Below are 18,898 nucleotides of genomic sequence, written 5' to 3'. Positions count from 1 at the left end.
TTCATAAGGGGGCAAACGGGCGGGGGGCCGTGGATCGACGTAAGCGGGGCACCAAGCTGCTCGGGCGGGGGCGGGAGTGTGCTCTTCTCGATCAGCTCATCGTGGCCGTCCGCATGGGAGAGAGCCGCGTGCTCGTGGTGCACGGCGCGCCGGGAGTCGGAAAGTCGGCGCTGCTGGAGTACACGGAGAGCACGGCGACCGGCATGCGGGTGTTGCGCGCGGCCGGTGTCGAGTCCGAGATGGAGCTGGCCTTCGCCACCCTGCATCAGTTGTGCGCGCCCCTGCTCGACCGCCTGGAGAACCTGCCCGTGCCGCAGCGCGACGCGCTCCAGACGGTGTTCGGGATGCGCGGAGGCGCCTCGCCAGAACGCTTCCTGGTCGGCCTGGCCGTCCTGAGCCTGCTGTCGGACGCCTCGGAAGGAGGCCCGCTGCTCTGCGTGGTCGACGACGCGCAGTGGATGGACCGGGCCTCGGCGCAGGTCCTCGGGTTCGTCGCCCGGCGGCTGCTGGCGGAGTCGGTCGCCCTCGTCTTCGGCTCCCGCGAGTGGGGTCAGGACCTGCTCGGACTGCCGGAGCTGGAGGTCACCGGGCTGAAGGCCGCGGACGCGCACGCGCTGCTGGACTCGGTGACGCACGTACGCATCGATCAGGACATCCGCGACCGGTTCGTGGCCGAGACCAGGGGCAACCCGCTGGCCCTGCTGGAGCTCCCGCGTGAGCTGGCCGTGACCCAGGTGGCGGGCGGTTCCGGCCACCTGGACGCCGACACGCTGCCGAGCCGGATCGAGCGGAGCTTCCTGGCCCGGATCGACGGGTTGCCCGAGCAGACCCGGCTGCTCCTGCTGATCGCCGCCGCCGAGCCGGTCGGCGACCCCTCGCTGGTGTGGCGGGCCGCCGAACGGCTCGGCGTCACCCCGGCGACCGTCCTGGCGAGCGGGACGGACGGGCTGCTGGAGTTCGACGTACGGGTGATCTTCCGTCATCCGCTCGTGCGGTCGGCCGTGTACGGGTCGGCGAAGGAGGAGGATCGCCGGGCGGTCCACCTCGCATTGGCCGAGGTCACCGACGCGCGGGCCGACCCAGACCGCCGCGCCTGGCACCTCGCGTCCGCCACCGCCGCGCCCGATGAGAGCGTCGCCGCCGAACTGGAACGCGTCGCCGGCCGCGCCCAGGCACGCGGCGGGCTGGCCGCCGCGGCGGCGTTCCTGCAACGATCCGTGGCCCTGACCATCGACCCCTCGCGGCGCGCCGAACGTGCTTTGACCGCCGCCGACGCCGGCCTCCGGGCGGGCGACATCGAGGCCGCGCGCCGGTTCGCCGGCATCGCGGAGCGGAACGCCCAGGACGAGTTCCAGCGCGTGCGAGCCCACCTCGTACGCGGTCACATCACGTTCGCCACCGGCTTCAACAACGAGGCGCCGCTGATGCTGCTGACCGCCGCGCAGCGGCTGGAACCCTTCGACATGGACCTGGCGCGGGAGACGTACTTCATCGCCTGGGCCTCCGCGTCGTTCGGCGCCGGAAACCGGGACAGCCTCATGGCCATCTCGCGGGCGATGAGGGAACTTCCCGCCCCCGAAGGCGGCCCGCGGGCCCTCGACCTCGTGCTGGAGGGCTATGCGCTGCTCATCACCGACGGCCGGAGCGCCGCCCTGCCCACGTTGCGCAGGGCGAAGGAGGCGCTGACGGACCATCCCGTACAGGATCTCCTGAAATGGGGCTGGGCCGCGTGCGGTGTGAGCGCGCTTCTCTGGGAGGACCGGATCATGCCCGACACGCCCGCCAGGGCGGTCGAGGCGGTGCGCACGGCCGGCGCCCTGTCCGAGCTGCCCCTTTATCTCCATTCGCTGGGGATCCCGATCTCGTTGAGCGGCGACTTCGCCGCCGCGGCCGCGCTCGTCGCCCAGGCCGATGCCGTCGCCGACGCGACGGGCGTGCCCATGACGCGGCACACCGAGCTCCTGCTGACGGCCATGCGGGGCAGGGAGGCCGAGGCCGAGGCGCTGATCGCCGCCACGATCGAAGAGGCCGGTGCCAGCGGCCAGTTGAACGGCGTCGCGTCCGCTCAATGGGCGGCCGCGGTCCTCTACAACGGCCTGGCCCGCTACGGTCTCGCGCTGCCGGCGGCCCAGGCCACCACCCGGAGCGCCAACGTGATCGTCTCCCAGTGGGCGCTGCCCGAGCTGGTCGAGGCGGCGGCGCGCACCGGCGACGACACGGCCGCCCGCGGGGCGCTCGAAGGGCTGGCGGACGCGGCGGAACCGTGCGACACGGACTGGGCGCAGGGGATCCTGGCCCGCTGCCGCGCGCTGGTCAGCGACGACGACGCCGCGGACGGCCTCTACCGCGAGGCGATCGAGCGGCTGGGCCGGACGATTCTGCGCCCCGAGCTGGCGCGCGCTCACCTGCTGTACGGCGAGTGGCTGCGCCGGGACCGCCGGCGGGCCGAGGCGCGGATCCACCTGCGGACCGCGTACGAGATGTTCGTGTCGATCGGGATGGAGGCGTTCGCCGAGCGGGCCCGCCGCGAGCTGCTCGCCACGGGCGAGACCGTGCGCAAGCGCAGGAACGGAACCTCGACGAGCGACGAGCTGACGGCGCAGGAGCGACAGATCGCCCTGCTCGTACGGGACGGCCTGTCCAACCCGGAGGTCGGGGCGCGTCTCTTCCTCAGCCCGCGCACGGTCGAGTGGCACCTGCGCAAGATCTTCACCAAGCTCGGGATCAGCTCCCGCAGGCAGCTCGGCGACGCCCTGATACCGGTGACCAGTACGTAGCTCGGCCCGACCAGTGGGACACCCTGGTGCGACCCGGCAGGCGCCCGCGCCACCCTCGTCGTGTCCGCGACTCGAGGGACCCGAGGAATGAGGCAGCCATGTACGACCGGCCCCTGGACGGAACCGTCGCGCTCGTCACCGGTGCCGGCGGCGGGATCGGCGCCGCGACCGCGCGCCTTCTCGCCCGCGAGGGCGCGGCGGTGGCCCTGGCCGCCCGCCGCCGCGACCGTCTGGACCAGGTCGCGAGCGAGATCGCGAAGGCGGGCGGAGAGGCGGTCGCGCTGGCGGCCGACATCACCGAGCCCGGACGCGCCGACGACCTGGTGCAGGACACGCTGGATCGGTTCGGCCGCCTGGACATCCTGGTCAACGGCGCCGGGATCATGCTGCTCAACTCGGCCCTGCACACCACGGTCGAGGAGTGGGACCGGATGATCTCGCTCAACGTGGCGGCGCTGCTGCACGTCACGCACGCCGCCGTCCCGCACCTGATCTACGCGGCGTCGACCTCCCCGCGGCAGGTGGCGGACCTGGTGAACGTCGGCTCGACGGCCGGGCGCGTCGCCCGCCCGGGAAGCAGCGTGTACGGCCTGACCAGGTCCGGCCTGGCCGCGTTCACCGAGTCGCTCCGCCAGGAACTGGCCGGCGAACGCGTTCGGGTCAGCGCGGTGGAGCCCGGCGACACCGAGGAGCCGTGGCCGGAGGACGTCGCGGACGCGATCGGCTACATCGTCACGCGAAAGCGGCGCGTCGCCGTCAGCGAGATGCTGGTTCGGTCAGGGGCACCCGGCCCGGCGGTGGGTACGGGAGCACCCGCCCGGAACGCGTGGTGAGGCCGTCGAAGACCAGCTCCAGGTAGCGCCGCCACGCCTGCGGTTCGGCGGCCAGCAGCGGCGCCGCCGTGTGCTGGATGCCGCTCATCAGGAGGACGACATCGGTGCCGGTGAGCTCAGGCCGGACGGCGCCCTGCTCGCGGGCGCGGGCGGTGAGCGTCTCGACGACGTCGCACAGGCGGTCGATCGCGTCGCGTACCTGCGGGTGCTGCACGGACGGGCGTCCGACGACCTCGCAGAACGCCCGATCCCTGCAGAAGATCTCCACGCCGGCCGTCATGAACCGGCGCAGCGCCACACCGGGATCGTCGGCCGTGAGCAGCGCGGTGGCGGTGCCCATGAGCTCGTCGAGCATGCCGAGCATGATCGCCGCCAGCAGCTCCTCCTTGGAGGCGAAGTGCCGGTGACCGAGCGGTCCGTTTCGTGAAGAGAGAAGAACATGAGCAGCACGCTGGACGGAAAGGTCGTCCTCATCACCGGAGCGTCGTCGGGCATCGGCGAGGCCACCGCGCTGGCCCTCTCGGCGGAAGGAGCCCGGATCGCGGCCGGTGCCCGCCGCGCCGACCGGCTGGAGGCCCTCGTCCACAAGGCACCCGGCGCCGCGCTGGCCCTCGACCTCGACGTGACCGACCAGGAATCGGTGCGAGCCGCGGTCGCGAAGACCGTCGAGCACTTCGGCGCCCTGGACATCCTGGTCAACAACGCCGGGCTGATGCTCGCCGGCCCGATCGCGGGCGCGGACCTCACCGAGTGGACGCGCATGGTCGGCACCAACCTGCTCGGCTCCATGTACATGATCCACGCCGCGCTGCCGCACCTGTTGGAGAGCAAGGGCGCCGTCGTCCAGGTCTCCTCGACCTCCGGCCGGATCGCGTCGGCCGGCAACGGCGCCTACGCCGCGACGAAGTTCGGCATCACCGCCTTCGCCGAGGCGCTGCGGCAGGAGGTCACCGCCCAGGGCGTGCGGGTCGTGCTCGTCGAGCCCGGCTTCGTCGCCACCGAACTCACCGACCACATCACCGACCCCGCCATGCGGGCCGCCGCGCGCGACATGGCCGCCGCCATGCGCACCCTGCGGCCCGAGGACATCGCCGGCGCCGTCGTGTACGCGGTCACCCAGCCGGAGCACGTCGCCGTCAACGAGATCCTCATCCGGCCGACCGACCAAACCCGGTAGCGACGTCGGTGGCCAGCAGGTCCTCCAGCTCCGCGAGGTCGCCGGTCCGCGCGGCGGCGAGGAAGGTCCGTACGAGCCGCCGGTGCGCGGCGGCGCTCACCGGGTGGCGCCGCCCGGTGGCGAGGTGGTCACGGGCCCGCCGCACGAGCTGCCGCGCGTGGTCCTCGCCCAGGTGGAGAAGCTCGGAGATCCGCCGGTAGGGGTAGTCGAAGCCGATGCGCAGGAGGTAGGCCGCCCGTTCGGCGGGGGTCACCCGCTCCAGCAGCAGCCGGATCGCGGTGCCGACCGCCTCACGCCGTTCGGCCGCCGTCTCGGGGCTGACCGAGCGGTCCGTCGTGTCGGGCAGCCAGGGGCCGGCGGCGGTCTCGTGACGCCGGCGAGCGGACTGGACGACGTTGATGGCGAGCCTGGTGGTGGTCAGCGCGAGGAACGCGGGCGGGCTGACGACGACCGAGCGATCCGTACGCGCCCACCGCAGCCACGTCTCCTGCACCACGTCCTCGGCCTCGCCCACGTCGTGCAGGACGCGCAGGCCGATCGCGAAGAGCCGGGGCGCGGTGCTGACGAACACCTGCTCCTCGTGGCCTCTGTGCGGCTCCAGCAGGTTCATGGTCACGATCTCGGCTCCGTTCGCACCCCGGCATCCGGCGATGCCGATGTGATCACGGTCGTTTCCGTGGCCCTCGGATCGCGCCCTGGGGAGACCCTGGTCGATACCCTGGCCCGGGCCACGGGGACCCCGGGGGCGAGGCACGAAACGATCTAAGATGGAGCGACGGGGGCGTACATGGCGGGTTCACCGCTTCGAGGGCGGCAGATCGAGTGCGACACGCTGGACCGGCTCGTGACGACCGTACAGGTCGGCCACAGCTCGGTCCTGGTCCTGCGCGGCGAGGCCGGCATCGGCAAGACGGCGCTGCTGGAATACACCCGGGGCGCCGCGTCCGGCTGCCGGGTGGCCAGGGCGGCGGGCGTCGAGTCCGAGATGGAGCTGGCCTTCGGCGGCCTGCACCAGCTCTGCGCCCCGTTTCTCGATCATCTCGCCCGCCTGCCGGAGCCGCAGCGCGACGCGCTCGGAACGGCGTTCGGCCTGAGCACGGGCACTCCGCCCGACCGTTTCCTGGTCGGGCTCGCGGTGCTCAGCCTGCTCGCCGACGTGGCCGAGAAGGAGCCGCTGGTCTGCCTCGTCGACGACGCCCAGTGGCTTGATCACGTCTCCGCGCAGACCCTCGCCTTCGTCGCCCGGCGCCTGCTCGCCGAACCGATCGGGCTCGTGCTCGCGGTGCGCGATCCCCACCTCGAACCCGAGCTGACGGGGCTGCGGCAGCTCGGCGTGGGACGGCTGAGCGACAGCGACGCCCGCGCCCTGCTGGACTCCGTGACCCCCGGACGGCTCGACGAGCTGCTGCCGTCGGCTCTGCACCTGCGCGTGTCGAACCGGGCCCTCGCCGGCGAACTCGCGGGCGCCGACGCGCTGCTCGCCGAGGCGGTGACGATCGGCGAGGTGACGGGCAGCCGGTTCTTCGCCCAGTACGCGGCCCTCGTACTCGAACCCTGGAAGGGCAGGGAGGCCGCGACCCGCCAGGGTGATCGAGACGATCATGCGTGACCCGGCCCTGCGGCGGGAGGGCAAGGCGGTGACCGCCACCCAATGGGCGAGCGCGGTGCTCTGCAACGGCCTCGGTCGTTACGAGGAGGCGTACACCGCGGCCGAGCGCGGCGCCGAGCACCCGCAGGAGCTCGGAGGGCCGTTCATCAGGTCCCTGGTCGAGCTCGTCGAGGCCGCGGTCCGCAGCGGAAGGCCGGCCCGCGCCGCCGGGGCCGCCCGCGAACTCGACGAGCTGGCCCAGGTCAGCGGCACCGACTGGGCCCTCGGAACGTCGGCGGGCGCGCGTGCCCAGGTGAGCGAAGGACCGGTCGCGGAGACGCTCTACCGTGAGGCGATCGACCGGCTCGGCCGTACCGAGGTCCGGATGACGCTCGCCCGGAGCCGCCTCCTCTATGGCGAGTGGCTGCGCCGCGAGAACCGCCGCGTCGACGCGCGCGAGCACCTGGGCATCGCCTACGAGATGCTCAGCCGGATGGGCGCCGAGGCGTTCGCGGAGCGCGCCCGTCGCGAGCTGCAGGCCACCGGCGAGACGGTACGCAGGCGCACCGCCGAGGCGCGCGCCACCCTCACCGCCCAGGAGGCGCAGATCGCGCGCCTGGCCGGTGACGGGCTGACGAACCCCGAGATCGGCGCGCAGCTCTTCATCAGCCCGCACACCGTCGAATGGCATCTGCGCAAGGTGTTCGCGAAGCTCGGCATCGCCTCCCGTAAGCAGATCAGCACCACACTGCTCAGAAGCACGGCCTGAGTTTCCTTTCGGCCCCGCTGTCACAGATCGGCGGGCTGCCCGGTCTTAGCGGGCGAGTCAAGGAAACGGAGCCTTTCGCAATGAACGATAACGTCCTGGAGCCGGCGGCGCGGGAGCTCGCCGCGGCGACCTCCAAGCCCCCGTTCCTGTACGAGCTGGGCGTCGACGGCGCCCGCAAGGTGCTCGACGACCTCCAGGCCGCGCCGGTCGACAAGCCCGACGTGGCCGAGAAGTGGATCACCGTGCCCGCCGGGGCCGGCGACGTGCGCGTACGGATCGTCAGGCCCGCCGCGTCGTCCGGCCCGCTCCCGGTCGTCCTGTACGTCCACGGCGGCGGCTGGGTGCTGGGCAACGCGGGCACCCACGACCGGCTGGTCCGCGAGCTGGCCGTGGGCGCGGGCGCGGCCGTGGTCTTCGTCGAGTACGCCCGCTCGCCCGAGGCCCGCTACCCGGTCGCGATCGAGCAGGCGTACGCCACCGCCCAGTGGATCACCCGCAGCGGTGCCGACGAGGGGCTCGACGCCTCCCGGCTCGCGGTCGCCGGTGACTCGGTCGGCGGCAACATGGCCGCCGCACTGACCCTTCTGGCCAAGCGGCGCGGCGACGTGACCTTCGTGCACCAGTCGCTGTACTACCCGGTCACCGACGCCGCCCAGGACACCGCCAGCTACCGCGAGTTCGCCACCGGCCCGTACCTGACGGCCAAGGCGATGGCCTGGTTCTGGGACGCCTACACCACCGACCCGGCCGAACGCGCGCAGATCACCGCCTCCCCGCTCCGCGCGAGCCTGGAAGAGCTGGCCGGGCTGCCGCCCGCGTTCGTCATCGTCGACGAGAACGACGTGCTGCGTGACGAGGGCGAGGCCTACGCCCGCCGGCTCACCGAGGCCGGCGTGCCGACGACCAGCGTCCGCTACAACGGCACCCTGCACGACTTCATGATGCTCAACCCGGTCAGCGGCACCCAGGCCGCGCGCGCCGCCACCGCCCAGGCCATCGCGGTGCTCGGCGCCGCCCTGAACACCGGAAAGGCCGGCGCATGAGCGAGCGGCCCGTCATCGTCCTGGTCCACGGCGCCTTCGCCGAGTCGGCGAGCTGGAACCGGGTCGTCCAGCGCCTGCACGGCGACGGGCTCACCGCCGTCGCCGTGGCCAACCCGCTGCGGAGCGTCGAGGGCGACGCCGCGTACGTGCGCGACGTGATCGCCGGCATCGGGCGCCCGGTCGTCCTGGTCGGCCACTCCTACGGTGGCATGGTGATCACGCAGGCCGCCGGCCCGGCCGTCCGCGCCCTCGTCTACGTCGCCGCCTTCGCCCCGGAACCCGGCGAGAACGCGTTCCTGCTGTCCGGCAAGTTCGAGGGCAGCACGCTGGGGGCGGCGCTGGAGGCGTACCCGGTGGCCTCCGGCGGCAACGAGTTCCGGATCGCCGCGGACAAGTTCCACCACCAGTTCTGCGCCGACCTCGACGCCGGGGAGGCCGCGCTGATGGCGGCGACGCAGCGGCCGGTGACCGAGCGCGCCCTGACCGGCGCGCTGACGGGGGAGGAGCCCGCCTGGCGTACCACTCCGTCCTGGTTCGTCCACGGTGAGCGTGACCTCAACATCCCGGCCGAGGCGCTGCGCTTCATGGCCGAACGCGCCGGCTCCCGCGGCACCCGCGAGGTCGCCGGGGCCTCCCACGCGATCGCCGCCTCGCAGCCCGACGCCGTGACCGCCACCATCCTCGACGCCGCCTCGGCATAAAGGAGAAAGGCGGGAACCGATTCCCGGTTCCCGCCTTTCGTCTTCACGCCCGCGGCGCGCGGCGATCCCGGCGGGCTTCCAGCTCCTCCGGCTCGACCACGGTCAGCATCGGCTGCCCGGGCGCGCAGAACATCGTCACCACGAACGCCGACTCCTCGTCCGCGAAGTGGTTGCCGTCCTGGTAGTGGATCACGTCCCCGCCGGGCTCCCAGAACGCCTCACCGGCCCGGACCACCCGCACGGGGTCGCCTTCGAGCTCGAAGTCGATGGCGCCCTTGATCACGTACCCGAACGCGGGGCCGGAGTGCCGGTGCGGCGGCGCGCCAGGGCTGTTCGGCGGCAGGGTGACCAGGATCGTCATCGCCTCGGCCCCCGCCGGCGCGGGCGGCGCGCCCGGCACGGTGGCGACCACGTCGAGCTTCGGCGGCGGGCCGCTCTTGTCGGGGTTGTCGAGGTGGTGGTTGTGATCGGTGCTCATCAGGCTTCCTTCGTGAGATGTACGGGCGGTTCTTGGTGGCCGTTGCTGATCAGAGTGGGTATCGGTGTGTCGCGCAGCCCGACGTCGGTGAAACCGGGGACGGGTCGCGACATGTGTCATCTCCGGCGGTGAGGTCGTGGCTCTCCTCCCACATGACCGGGTAGCCCCGGCCGGTTGTGACAGGAAGCCGGATGTGACGTGCGTCTCAGCGGCGGACCGGCCCGTACGGGTGGGGTGATCGCCGAAACAGCCCAGGGAAGATCGGGGCATATGGCACTATTGCCGGGTGCATGTCGGCCGACCTCTCTGGCGCGCGTTGCGTGCCTCCTCGTTCGCGGGGGCGTGCGTGCTGGTGTCGGCGGCCCTGCACGTGCTGGCCGGGGGCACGGTCGTGCACCTTGGGCGGATGGCCGTCGCGCTGGCGGTGGCCTGGGCGGGCGCGTACCTGCTCGGTGGCCGCCCGCGCGGCATGAACGTGCTGCTGGGCGCGTGCTTCGCCGCCGAGTACGGCATGCACCACCTGTTCGGCGGCACCCTGCCGTCCGTGATGGCGCAGAACCCGCACGGGCACGCCGGCGGGCTCGGGATCGGGCTCGGGATGCTGCTGGTCCACGCGGTGGCCGCGGTCGGGTCCGCGTGGTGGCTGTCGCGGGGCGAATCGGGCCTGGCGATGCTGCTGCACCTGGCCGTCGCGGTGCTGGCCGGGTTCTGGGTCGCGCTGCTCGTCGTGGCCGGCGTACCGGCCGTGGCCAGGCACGCGGTCGCCTGGGCCGCCCCCGTGTGGCGGCGGCGGTCGCCGTTCGCCGCGTGCGTGTCCCGGCGTGGGCCGCCGCTCTCTTTCTCCGTTAGCTGATCGGTTTCGGGCCGCGCGGTCTCGTCGCGCGGTCGTTCCCGCGCGGCCGCCTTTTCCGCGGCGGCGCGCTTTCGAGCTGTCTTCCGAGACGTCGCGCTTCCGCGCTCTCGCTGAACGGAGAAACGCCTTCATGACCTCCATCGACGTCCCGCCCACCCCCGTGACGGAGCCCGGCGCGCCGCGCCGGGCGGGCCTGCGCCCCCTCGTGCTGCGGCTGCACTTCTACGCCGGGCTCCTCATCGCCCCCTTCCTCCTGGTCGCCGCGACCACCGGGCTGCTGTACGCGGCCTCGTTCCAGATCGAGAAACTCGTCTACCAGCACGAGCTGACCGCACCGGCCGGCCAGGCCCGGCTGCCCCTGACCCAGCAGGTCGCGGCGGCGCGGGCGGCGCAGCCGCAGGGCAAGGTCAGCGCGGTACAGCCCGGCGTCGAGGCCGGGCAGAGCACCAGGGTGCTGCTCGACGTGCCCGGCCTGGCCGAGAGCACCAAGCTGGCCGTCTTCGTCGATCCGCACACCGCCCAGGTACGCGGGAGGCTGGAGAGCTACGGCAGCTCCGGCGCGCTCCCCGTACGGGCGTGGATCTCGAACCTGCACCGCCACCTGCACCTGGGCGAGCCCGGACGGATCTACAGCGAGCTGGCGGCGAGCTGGCTCTGGGTGGTGGCCCTCGGCGGGCTGGTGCTGTGGGCGACCGGGCGCCGGCGGCGGTTCCTGCCCGAACGCGGCACCACGGGCCTGCGGCGCACCATGTCCTGGCACGGCTCGGTCGGCGTGTGGGTGGTGCTCGGCCTGCTCTTCCTGTCCGCCACCGGTCTGACCTGGTCCAAGTACGCCGGCGAGAACGTCGACGACCTGCGTACCGCCCTCGGCTGGTCGACCCCGGCGATCTCCACGTCGGCCGGCGACCACGCCGCGCACACCCCGGGCGCCCACCAGCAGGAGACCACCTCCGCGATCAGCGTCGACCGCGTCGCCCAGACGGCCGCGGGCAAGGGGCTGTCCGGCCCGCTGGAGATCGTCTGGCCGGCCGAGTCCGGCGGCGCCTACGTGGTGAAGGAGATCGACAAGCAGTGGCCGGTGCGCCTGGACCAGGTCGCGGTCGACTCCGCCACCGGCCAGGTGAGCGGCGAACTGCGCTTCGCCGACTTCCCGCTGGCCGCCAAGCTGACCCGCTGGGGCATCGACGGGCACATGGGCCTGCTGTTCGGCCTGGCGAACCAGATCGTGCTCATGGGGGTGGCCGCCGGGCTCATCACGCTGATCGTGCTCGGCTACCGGATGTGGTGGCGCCGCCGCCCCGCCGCCGGCGGCCTGGCCGTGGCACCCGCGCGGGGCGCCTGGCGGCAGGTGGGCCGGACGCCGGTGGGGCTGCTGGCGCTGCTCGCCGTGGGCGTGGGGATCTTCCTGCCGTTGATGGGGATCAGCCTGCTGGTGTTCCTCGTGATCGACCTTCTCCTGGGGCGCAGGGCCGCCGGACCTCGGTGAATCCATTGTCCGGCGTCCGTCCAAAGATTGCTGGACGGACGCCGGACAAAGATCCCTTGCCGTCCGCCGGGGCCGCCGGTGAGCGTGGGGAGCGAGCCCCGGCGGCACGAGAGCGGGCCGGGGCCGTACGCACCGAGACAGGAGAAGGATCATGAGGAAGCTCGTCCCCGCGGTGGCCGGATTCGGCGCCGCCTTCGCGCTGCTGACCGTTCCGTCGACCGCGTCCGCCCAGTCTTCGCACACCTCCGTGGCCCAGACGCAGAGCGTCCACCGGGCCTCCGCCGCCTGTACGTCGCCGAGAGGCAAGAGGATCAACGCCTCCTGGGGCGACGGCAACGTCTCCACCACCGTGTACTTCAACAACCACTGCAACCAGAAGCGCTGGATCGAGCTGAAGTTCGTGAAACAGAACCACGACTTCTTCTGGAAGTGCTTCTCGGTCAACCCGCGGACCAGCGGCAAGAAGAAGATCGACAACTCCATGCCGGACAAGGTGGTCATCACCAAGAAGAAGGCGAACTGCCCGGCCTGACCCCGCTCGGGGCCCGCACCGACCTTGGGGGCCGGTGCGGGCCGGCGCGTCTCATCGGGGCGCCAGGCGATCCTCCAGCGCCGGGGGCAGCGCGTAGACGCGCTCCGGCGGGAACAGCCGCTGCGCCTGCGCGGCCCGGCCGCCCTGGACCAGCGCCGCGGCCTTGCGCACCTGCGGGGTGAGGTCGGCGAGACCGACGATCCACTCGTCGGCGAACGTACGGATCAAGTGGCGGCCGATGCCGACCTGGATGCTGTAGTGGTTCAGCGCCGCTCCGCGCGGGGAGCGCTCCGGGTCCCACTGCACGTGCACGGCCGCCCGCGCCACGTCCTCCGGGTCGGCGGTCGTCGGCACGGCCTGGGACAGCGCCTCCTCCCAGCCCTCCCGGGTCATCCGCACCGCGAGCACGCGCTCCTGGCCGGGCTTGCGGGCCCAGTTGCTGCGGTGCATCAGCCACAGGAACGAGGGCTTGATCCACGTCATGCGCCGGAACGAGAACGGCGCGACGAACCGTCCCGCCCGCAGCGCCGCGTCGGCGATGGCGGGGGAGTACGCCTGGTAGACCACGATCGTGCGAGCGTCGTGGTCGGCACGAATCTGATACTGGGGCGCCATGCCCGGCACCCTGCCATCCGCGCCACGGCCGCCGCGAACGGATTTCCTTCGACTAAGGTTAGCCTTTCCTTATGAATCCTTCTGAGATCCGTACGGTGGCGACCGAGGCCGAGCTCCGCGCGATCGTGAAAGAGCCGCCGCAGACCATCTGGGACAAGGACATCGCCCGGATCGACGCCCACGCGCGCACGATCATCGCCCACTCCCCGTTCGTCCTCCTAGCGACCTCGAACTCGGACGGGACCTGCGACGTCTCACCCCGGGGCGACCCCGCCGGGTCGGTGCTGGTGCTCGACGACCACCGCCTCGTGCTCGCCGACCGGCCGGGCAACCAGCGGCTCGACAGCCTCCGCAACGTGCTGCGCAACCCCCACGCCGGGCTGCTGTTCATCGTGCCCGGCATGAACGAGACCCTGCGGGTGAACGGGCGCGCGACGCTCGTGTCGGACGCGCCGTTCTTCGACGACCTGGTGGTCCAGAACAAGCGGCCCCGGCTGGCGATCCTCATCGACGTCGAAGAGCTGTACATGCACTGCGCCAAGGCGTTCCTGCGCGCCTCCCTGTGGAAGCCCGAGACCTGGCCGGACCGCAAGAGCCTGCCCACCCTCGGGCAGATCGCCAAGGACCAGATGGGCATCAAGGGGGTGCCGGCGAAGGTGATCGACGCGGGGCTGGCCCTGGACTCGAAGATGAACCGTTACTGACACCGGACGGGCGTACGCTGACGCCTGGCGGAAGGTGGAGCGGAATACGATCGGCCACTGGGGTCGTTGGGGACGGGGTGGCATGAAGGGCCACCACGGTGGCGGATGGTACGAATGCTGCGCACGGAGACCGCCCGCCTGACACAGGGAGCAGCGTTTGCGTACCGACACGACCGGGTTAAAGCCCAGAACCGCCGCCGCGGTCTATCCCGCGGGCCTGCTGGCGCCGTCACCCCGTACGTTGCTCGACATTCTCGACGAAAGCGTACGCCTGCATCCTGAGGCGCCCGCGCTCGACGACGGCACCGTGTCCCTCGGCTACCGCGCCCTGCGCGCCGAGGTCGACCGGGTGGCCGCCGAGCTGGCGGAGGCCGGGATCGGCCGCGGCGCCCGGGTGGGCGTGCGCGTCGTGTCGGGCACCGCCGAGCTCTACGTCTCCATCCTCGCCGTGCTCGCGGCCGGTGCCGCCTACGTGCCGGTGGACGCCGACGACCCCGACGAGCGCGCCGAGCTTGTGTTCACCGAGGCCGGCGTGCACGCCGTCATCACCGACAAGCTGACCGTGCTCGAAGGCAAGAACGATGGGGGCCCGCCCGGTCCCGGCGACGACGCCTGGATCATCTTCACCTCCGGCTCCACCGGCAAGCCGAAGGGCGTCGCGGTGACGCACCGCTCCGCGGCCGCGTTCGCCGACGCCGAAGCGGAACTCTTCCTGCGGGAACGCCCGCTCGGCCCCGGCGACCGGGTGCTGGCCGGGCTGTCGGTGGCCTTCGACGCCTCGTGCGAGGAGATGTGGCTGGCCTGGCGGCACGGCGCCTGCCTCGTGCCCGCGCCCCGATGCCTCGTGCGCACCGGGATGGACCTCGGCCCCTGGCTGGCCGAAAGGGGCATCACGGTCGTCTCGACCGTTCCGACGCTGGCCGCGCTCTGGCCCGCCGAGCACCTCGGCGGGATCAGGCTGCTCATCTTCGGCGGCGAGGCGTGCCCGCCCGAGCTGGCCGAGCGGCTGGCCGTACCGGGTCGGGAGGTGTGGAACACCTACGGGCCCACCGAGGCGACCGTGGTGGCCTCCGCCGCGCGGCTCACCGGCGACCAGCCCGTACGCATCGGCCTGCCCCTCGACGGATGGGACCTGGCGGTGGTCGGCGGCTCGGGCGAGCCGGTCGACATGGGGGAGACCGGCGAGCTGGTCATCGGGGGCGTGGGCCTGGCCCGCTACCTCGACCCGGTCAAGGACGCCGAGAAGTACGCGCCGCTGCCGTCGCTGGGCTGGGAACGCGCCTACCGCAGCGGTGACCTGGTGCGGGCCGACCCCGAGGGCCTCGTCTTCGTCGGCCGGGCCGACGACCAGGTGAAACTGGGCGGGCGCCGGATCGAGCTGGGCGAGGTGGACGCCGCGCTGCAGGCGCTGCCCGGCGTCACCGGCGCGGCCGCCGCCGTCCGCACCGCGGGCGGCGGGCACCAGGTGCTCGTCGGATACATCGTCACCGGCCCCGGCTTCGACACGGACGAGGCGCGTGACCTGCTCGCCGACTCGCTGCCCGCGGCCCTGGTGCCGCGCCTGGCGCCCGTCGAGTCGCTCCCGACCAGGACCTCGGGCAAGATCGACCGCGACGCGCTGCCCTGGCCGCTGACCGAGCAGACCACGCCGCTCGACGGGCTGAGCCCCACTGAAGAACTGCTGGCCGAGCGCTGGACCGCCATCCTGGGCGTCGCGCCCGACGGCCCCGGCGCCGACTTCTTCGCCGCCGGCGGCACCAGCCTGGCCGCGGCCCGGCTGGTCTCCGTGTTGCGCCCCGACTATCCGGACATCGCGGTCGGCGACGTGTACGCGCAGCCGACCCTGGCCGGCCTGGCGGGGCTCCTGACCGCCAGGGGCGAGCCCGAGCCCGCCCGGCCGCCCGTGGTCCCCATGCCCCGGCGGGCCGCGCTGGCCCAGACGCTGCTCATGATCCCGCTGCTCACCGTCGGCGCGATGCGCTGGATCGTGCCGCTGGCCGCGCTCGGCAACCTGCTCGCGCCGGCGTGGGCGCCCGCCCTGTCCTGGTGGTGGGTGGCGCTCGGCGCGCTCGTGTTCATCACCCCGATGGGCCGGATGAGCCTGTCGGCCGTGCTCGCCAGGTCGCTGCTGCGCGGCGTCAAGCCCGGCAGCCACCCGCGCGGTGGCGGCGTACACCTGAGACTGTGGTTCGCCGAGCAGTTCGCGGCCAGGCTCGGCGTCCCCGACCTGGCCAGCGCGCCCTGGATGACCTGGTACGCCCGCCTGCTCGGCGCTCAGGTGGGCGCGGACGCCGACCTGCACTCGCCCCCGCCCGTCACCGGGCTGCTCAGGGTGGGCAGGGGCGCGTCGGTCGAGCAGGAGGTGGACCTCAGCGGCCACTGGTACGACGGCGACCTCCTGCACATCGGCGAGATCCGGATCGGCGCCGGCGCCACCGTCGGCTCCCGCGCCACGCTGCTGCCCGGCGCGCGCATCGGCAAGAACGCCCAGGTGGCGCCCGGATCTGCGGTCGTGGGCAACGTGCCCGCTGGCGCCCTCTGGGCCGGCGCGCCGGCGTTCAGGCAGGGCAAGTCGCGTCGGACGCGCCCCGATGAGCGGGCCGCCCGCTCCCGGCTGTGGGCGGCGCTCTACGGCGTCACCGCCGTCGTGCTCAGCCTGCTGCCGGTGGTCGCGGCCGGCGCCGGACTGGCGATCCTGGCCTGGTTCGCCCGCGACGCGCGCACGCTCGGCGCGGCCCTCACGTCCGCACTGCCCGGTGTGCCCCTCGCGACGCTCGCGGGAATGGCGGCCTTCGCCCTGGTCACGCTGGTCAGCGTGCGGCTGCTCGGCCTGGGCCTGCACGCCGGGCACCACCCGGTGCACAGCCGCCAGGCGTGGCAGGCGTGGGCGACGGGACGGCTGATGGCCGCGGCCCGCGTCTGGCTGTTCCCCCTGTACGCCAGCGTCCTGACCCCCGCCTGGCTGCGGGCGCTCGGCATGAAGGTGGGCCGCGGCGTCGAACTGTCCACGGTCCTCGCGCTGCCCTCCATGACGTCGGTCGGCGACGGGGCCTTCCTCGCCGACGACACGATGGTGGCGCCGTACGAGCTCGACGGCGGCTGGATGCACATCGCGGAGGCGCGCATCGGCAAGCGCGCCTTCCTCGGCAACTCCGGCATGACCGCCCCCGGCCGCAAGGTGCCCAAGGACGGCCTGGTCGGCGTGCTGTCGGCGACCCCGAAGAAGGCCAAGTCCGGCTCCTCCTACGTGGGTATGCCGCCCATGAAGCTGCACCGCACCGCCGAGGAGGGCGACCGCAACCGCACCTACGACCCGCCCATCCGCTACAAGGCGGCGCGGGCCCTCGTCGAGGCGTTCCGCGTGGTGCCCGCCATGTGCGCGGTCGCGCTCGCCGTCCTGGTCGCCGCCGCCTTCGCGGCACTCGCGGCACGCTACGGCTTCGCCGCGGCGGCCGCGCTGAGCGGCGTGGTCATGGCGGCCGCCGGCGTGGTCGCGGCGGCGGTCGCGACGGCCGCCAAGTGGGCCCTGGTCGGCCGCATCAAGGCGGGCAGCCAGCCGCTGTGGAGCTCGTTCGTGTGGCGCAACGAGCTGGCGGACAACTTCGTCGAGGTGCTGGCGGCGCCCTGGTTCGCGCAGCCGTGGCTCGGAACCGCGCCGCTGAACGTGTGGCTGCGCTCGCTCGGGGCACGCATTGGACATGGGGTCACGTGTGACACGTACTGGCTGCCCGAGGCGGACCTGGTGACCCTGGGCGACGGCGCGTGCGTCAACCGGGGCTGCGTCCTGCAGACACATCTCTTCCACGACCGGGTCATGAGCATGGACACGGTCATCCTCGACGACGGCGCGACGCTGGGCCCGCACGGTGTGGTGCTGCCGGCCGCCCGGGTGGGCACCGACACCACGATCGGGCCGGCCTCTCTGGTGATGCGCGGCGAGAACGTGCCGGCCCGCACCCGCTGGTTCGGCAACCCCATCTCGGCGTGGCGATGACGCCGTATTTTCCGGGTCACGGCGACCACCGGTACGGCGTCACGCACTACGACCTGAGGCTGGCCTACCGCGTCCCGGCCAACCGGATCGACGGCACGGCCCGGCTGACCGTGGCGGCCGCTGAGCCGCTCGGCGTGCTCGACCTCGACCTCGGCCGGTTCCGGGTCGCGGGCGTCACCGTGGACGGCGTGCGCACCCGCTACACGCACGGCCAGGGCAAGCTGCGCCTCACGCTGCCCAGGCCGCTGCCCGCCGGGGCGCGCGCGGGGGTCGAGGTGCGTTATTCGGGCAATCCCGTACCGGTACCGAGCCGGTGGGGCGGGCTGGGCTGGGAGGAGCTGACCGACGGCGCGCTCGTCGCCGGGCAGCCGATCGGGGCGCCTTCGTGGTTCCCGTGCAACGACCGGCCGGATGACAAGGCGTCCTACCGGATCTCCGTGACGACCGCGTCGCCGTACCAGGTGATCGCGAACGGCGTGCTCGTGGCCAGGCGGCGCGGGGCCGGGACCACGACGTGGATCTACGACCAGATCGAGCCGATGGCGACCTACCTGGCGAGCGTGCAGATCGGGCGCTACCAGCTCACCGACATCGACGGCATCCGGCTGGCCCATCCGGCTCGGCTGGCCACCCGCGTGCGCCACGACTTCGGGCGGCAGGGCGAGATGATGGCACTGTTCGGCGACCACTTCGGGCCCTACCCGTTCGCGGGCTACACCGTCGTGGTGGCCGACGACGACCTGGACATCCCGGTCGAGGCACAGGGCATGTCGATCTTCGGCAGGAACCATGTCGACGGTGTGCGCGGGTCCGAACGGCTGATCGCGCACGAGCTGGCGCACCAGTGGTTCGGCAACAGTCTCACCGTGGCCTGCTGGAGCGACATCTGGCTGCAGGAGGGCTTCGCGACCTACGCCGAGTGGCTGTGGTCGGAGGGGTCGGGCGGCCTGTCCGCCGACGGTCACGCGAGCCGCTGGCACCAGCGGCTCGCGCTGCTCCCGCAGGACTTCGTGCTGGCCGATCCCGGGCCGGCGGTGCTGTTCGACGACCGCGTCTACAAGCGCGGCGCGCTGACCCTGCACGCGCTGCGCCAGGCCCTGGGCGACGACGTGTTCTTCCCCGCGCTGCGCGACTGGACCGCCGGGTGGCGGCACGGCACCGTCGGCACCCGCGACTTCGCCGGGCACGTCCAGCGCTACGCCGCGCAGCCGGTCGGGCCGCTGCTGTCGGCCTGGCTGCACAACAAGGCGCTGCCGCGCCTTTAGGGCCGTCCGCCGAGCACGGTACGTCCTTTCGGCCGATCATGAAAGCCTGCCCGGAACGGCACCATGGCCGGTCATGAACCGAA

At 72.9% G+C, this 18,898-nt stretch carries 17 protein-coding genes; 13 read left to right on the top strand and 4 right to left on the bottom strand.

Features of this window, described 5'->3' with window-relative positions; all coding sequences use genetic code 11:
- Positions 1 to 29 precede the first annotated feature (29 nt).
- Together C4V41_RS48800 and C4V41_RS48795 are read left to right on the top strand one after the other, a co-directional pair.
- Positions 30 to 2,777: a helix-turn-helix transcriptional regulator gene (locus C4V41_RS48800; RefSeq protein WP_103962899.1), complete on the top strand. Its 2,748-nt coding sequence runs from the start codon at positions 30 to 32 to the stop codon at positions 2,775 to 2,777.
- Positions 2,778 to 2,875: 98 nt separating this feature from the next.
- Positions 2,876 to 3,610, top strand: a complete 735-nt coding sequence (locus C4V41_RS48795) for an SDR family NAD(P)-dependent oxidoreductase (protein WP_103962898.1) — start codon at positions 2,876 to 2,878, stop codon at positions 3,608 to 3,610.
- On the opposite strand, the gene C4V41_RS48790 is transcribed toward C4V41_RS48795, so the two are convergent.
- Positions 3,534 to 3,965, bottom strand: a complete 432-nt coding sequence (locus tag C4V41_RS48790) for an SbtR family transcriptional regulator (protein WP_146104072.1) — start codon at positions 3,963 to 3,965, stop codon at positions 3,534 to 3,536. The two genes, C4V41_RS48795 and C4V41_RS48790, sit on opposite strands and share 77 nt — an antisense overlap.
- Positions 3,966 to 4,049: 84 nt before the next feature.
- On the opposite strand from C4V41_RS48790, the gene C4V41_RS48785 reads away from it, so the two are divergent.
- Positions 4,050 to 4,787 carry an SDR family NAD(P)-dependent oxidoreductase gene (locus tag C4V41_RS48785; RefSeq protein WP_103962896.1) on the top strand — a complete coding sequence of 246 codons (738 nt, stop codon included), beginning with the start codon at positions 4,050 to 4,052 and terminating at the stop codon, positions 4,785 to 4,787.
- On the opposite strand, the gene C4V41_RS48780 is transcribed toward C4V41_RS48785, so the two are convergent.
- On the bottom strand, positions 4,759 to 5,397 hold the full coding sequence (locus C4V41_RS48780; RefSeq protein WP_103963017.1) for a sigma factor: 639 nt from the start codon (positions 5,395 to 5,397) through the stop codon (positions 4,759 to 4,761). The two genes, C4V41_RS48785 and C4V41_RS48780, sit on opposite strands and share 29 nt — an antisense overlap.
- Positions 5,398 to 5,574: 177 nt before the next feature.
- Between C4V41_RS48780 and C4V41_RS48775 the strand changes: the two genes are divergently transcribed.
- From C4V41_RS48775 to C4V41_RS48760, 4 genes are all read left to right on the top strand, one after another.
- The gene (locus C4V41_RS48775) at positions 5,575 to 6,396 is read left to right on the top strand and encodes an AAA family ATPase (protein ID WP_103962895.1); all 822 of its coding nucleotides are present in this window, start codon (positions 5,575 to 5,577) and stop codon (positions 6,394 to 6,396) included.
- Complete coding sequence (locus C4V41_RS48770; protein WP_103963016.1) at positions 6,389 to 7,144, top strand: helix-turn-helix transcriptional regulator; 756 nt, start codon at positions 6,389 to 6,391, stop codon at positions 7,142 to 7,144. Before C4V41_RS48775 ends, C4V41_RS48770 begins: the two co-directional genes overlap by 8 nt.
- A gap of 80 nt (positions 7,145 to 7,224) precedes the next feature.
- Positions 7,225 to 8,187, top strand: coding sequence for an alpha/beta hydrolase (locus C4V41_RS48765; protein ID WP_103962894.1), 963 nt, complete (start codon positions 7,225 to 7,227; stop codon positions 8,185 to 8,187).
- Positions 8,184 to 8,888 carry an alpha/beta fold hydrolase gene (locus C4V41_RS48760; RefSeq protein ID WP_103962893.1) on the top strand — a complete coding sequence of 235 codons (705 nt, stop codon included), beginning with the start codon at positions 8,184 to 8,186 and terminating at the stop codon, positions 8,886 to 8,888. The genes C4V41_RS48765 and C4V41_RS48760 overlap by 4 nt, the downstream gene beginning before the upstream one ends.
- Before the next feature lie 43 nt (positions 8,889 to 8,931).
- Here the strand turns inward: C4V41_RS48760 and C4V41_RS48755 are convergent, their stop codons facing one another.
- Positions 8,932 to 9,366 carry a cupin domain-containing protein gene (locus C4V41_RS48755; RefSeq protein WP_103962892.1) on the bottom strand — a complete coding sequence of 145 codons (435 nt, stop codon included), beginning with the start codon at positions 9,364 to 9,366 and terminating at the stop codon, positions 8,932 to 8,934.
- A gap of 286 nt (positions 9,367 to 9,652) precedes the next feature.
- Between C4V41_RS48755 and C4V41_RS48750 the strand changes: the two genes are divergently transcribed.
- The 3 genes from C4V41_RS48750 to C4V41_RS48740 all read left to right on the top strand — a co-directional run bounded on the left by C4V41_RS48750 (position 9,653) and on the right by C4V41_RS48740 (position 12,237).
- Entirely contained in the window at positions 9,653 to 10,219 is a 567-nt protein-coding gene (locus tag C4V41_RS48750; protein ID WP_146104071.1) for a hypothetical protein, read from the top strand.
- 130 nt (positions 10,220 to 10,349) lie between these two features.
- On the top strand, positions 10,350 to 11,705 hold the full coding sequence (locus C4V41_RS48745; RefSeq protein WP_103962890.1) for a PepSY-associated TM helix domain-containing protein: 1,356 nt from the start codon (positions 10,350 to 10,352) through the stop codon (positions 11,703 to 11,705).
- A 151-nt stretch (positions 11,706 to 11,856) separates the two neighbouring features.
- On the top strand, positions 11,857 to 12,237 hold the full coding sequence (locus C4V41_RS48740; RefSeq protein ID WP_103962889.1) for a hypothetical protein: 381 nt from the start codon (positions 11,857 to 11,859) through the stop codon (positions 12,235 to 12,237).
- A gap of 51 nt (positions 12,238 to 12,288) precedes the next feature.
- Here the strand turns inward: C4V41_RS48740 and C4V41_RS48735 are convergent, their stop codons facing one another.
- Complete coding sequence (locus tag C4V41_RS48735) at positions 12,289 to 12,852, bottom strand: DUF4291 domain-containing protein (RefSeq protein ID WP_103963015.1); 564 nt, start codon at positions 12,850 to 12,852, stop codon at positions 12,289 to 12,291.
- A 71-nt stretch (positions 12,853 to 12,923) separates the two neighbouring features.
- Here C4V41_RS48735 and C4V41_RS48730 point away from each other — a divergent pair, with 71 nt between their 5' ends.
- The 3 genes from C4V41_RS48730 to C4V41_RS48720 all read left to right on the top strand — a co-directional run bounded on the left by C4V41_RS48730 (position 12,924) and on the right by C4V41_RS48720 (position 18,815).
- A complete protein-coding gene (locus C4V41_RS48730; RefSeq protein ID WP_103962888.1) occupies positions 12,924 to 13,556 on the top strand; it encodes a pyridoxamine 5'-phosphate oxidase family protein in 633 nt (210 codons plus the stop codon).
- A gap of 157 nt (positions 13,557 to 13,713) precedes the next feature.
- Entirely contained in the window at positions 13,714 to 17,550 is a 3,837-nt protein-coding gene (locus tag C4V41_RS48725; protein WP_103962887.1) for a Pls/PosA family non-ribosomal peptide synthetase, read from the top strand.
- Complete coding sequence (locus C4V41_RS48720) at positions 17,547 to 18,815, top strand: M1 family metallopeptidase (protein WP_103963014.1); 1,269 nt, start codon at positions 17,547 to 17,549, stop codon at positions 18,813 to 18,815. The genes C4V41_RS48725 and C4V41_RS48720 overlap by 4 nt, the downstream gene beginning before the upstream one ends.
- Positions 18,816 to 18,898: the final 83 nt, after the last annotated feature.

This window comes from Nonomuraea solani (assembly GCF_900108335.1).
GTDB lineage: Bacteria > Actinomycetota > Actinomycetes > Streptosporangiales > Streptosporangiaceae > Nonomuraea > Nonomuraea solani.
Note: the sequence above shows the minus strand (reverse complement) of the source record. Positions and strands in the feature narration are given on the sequence as shown.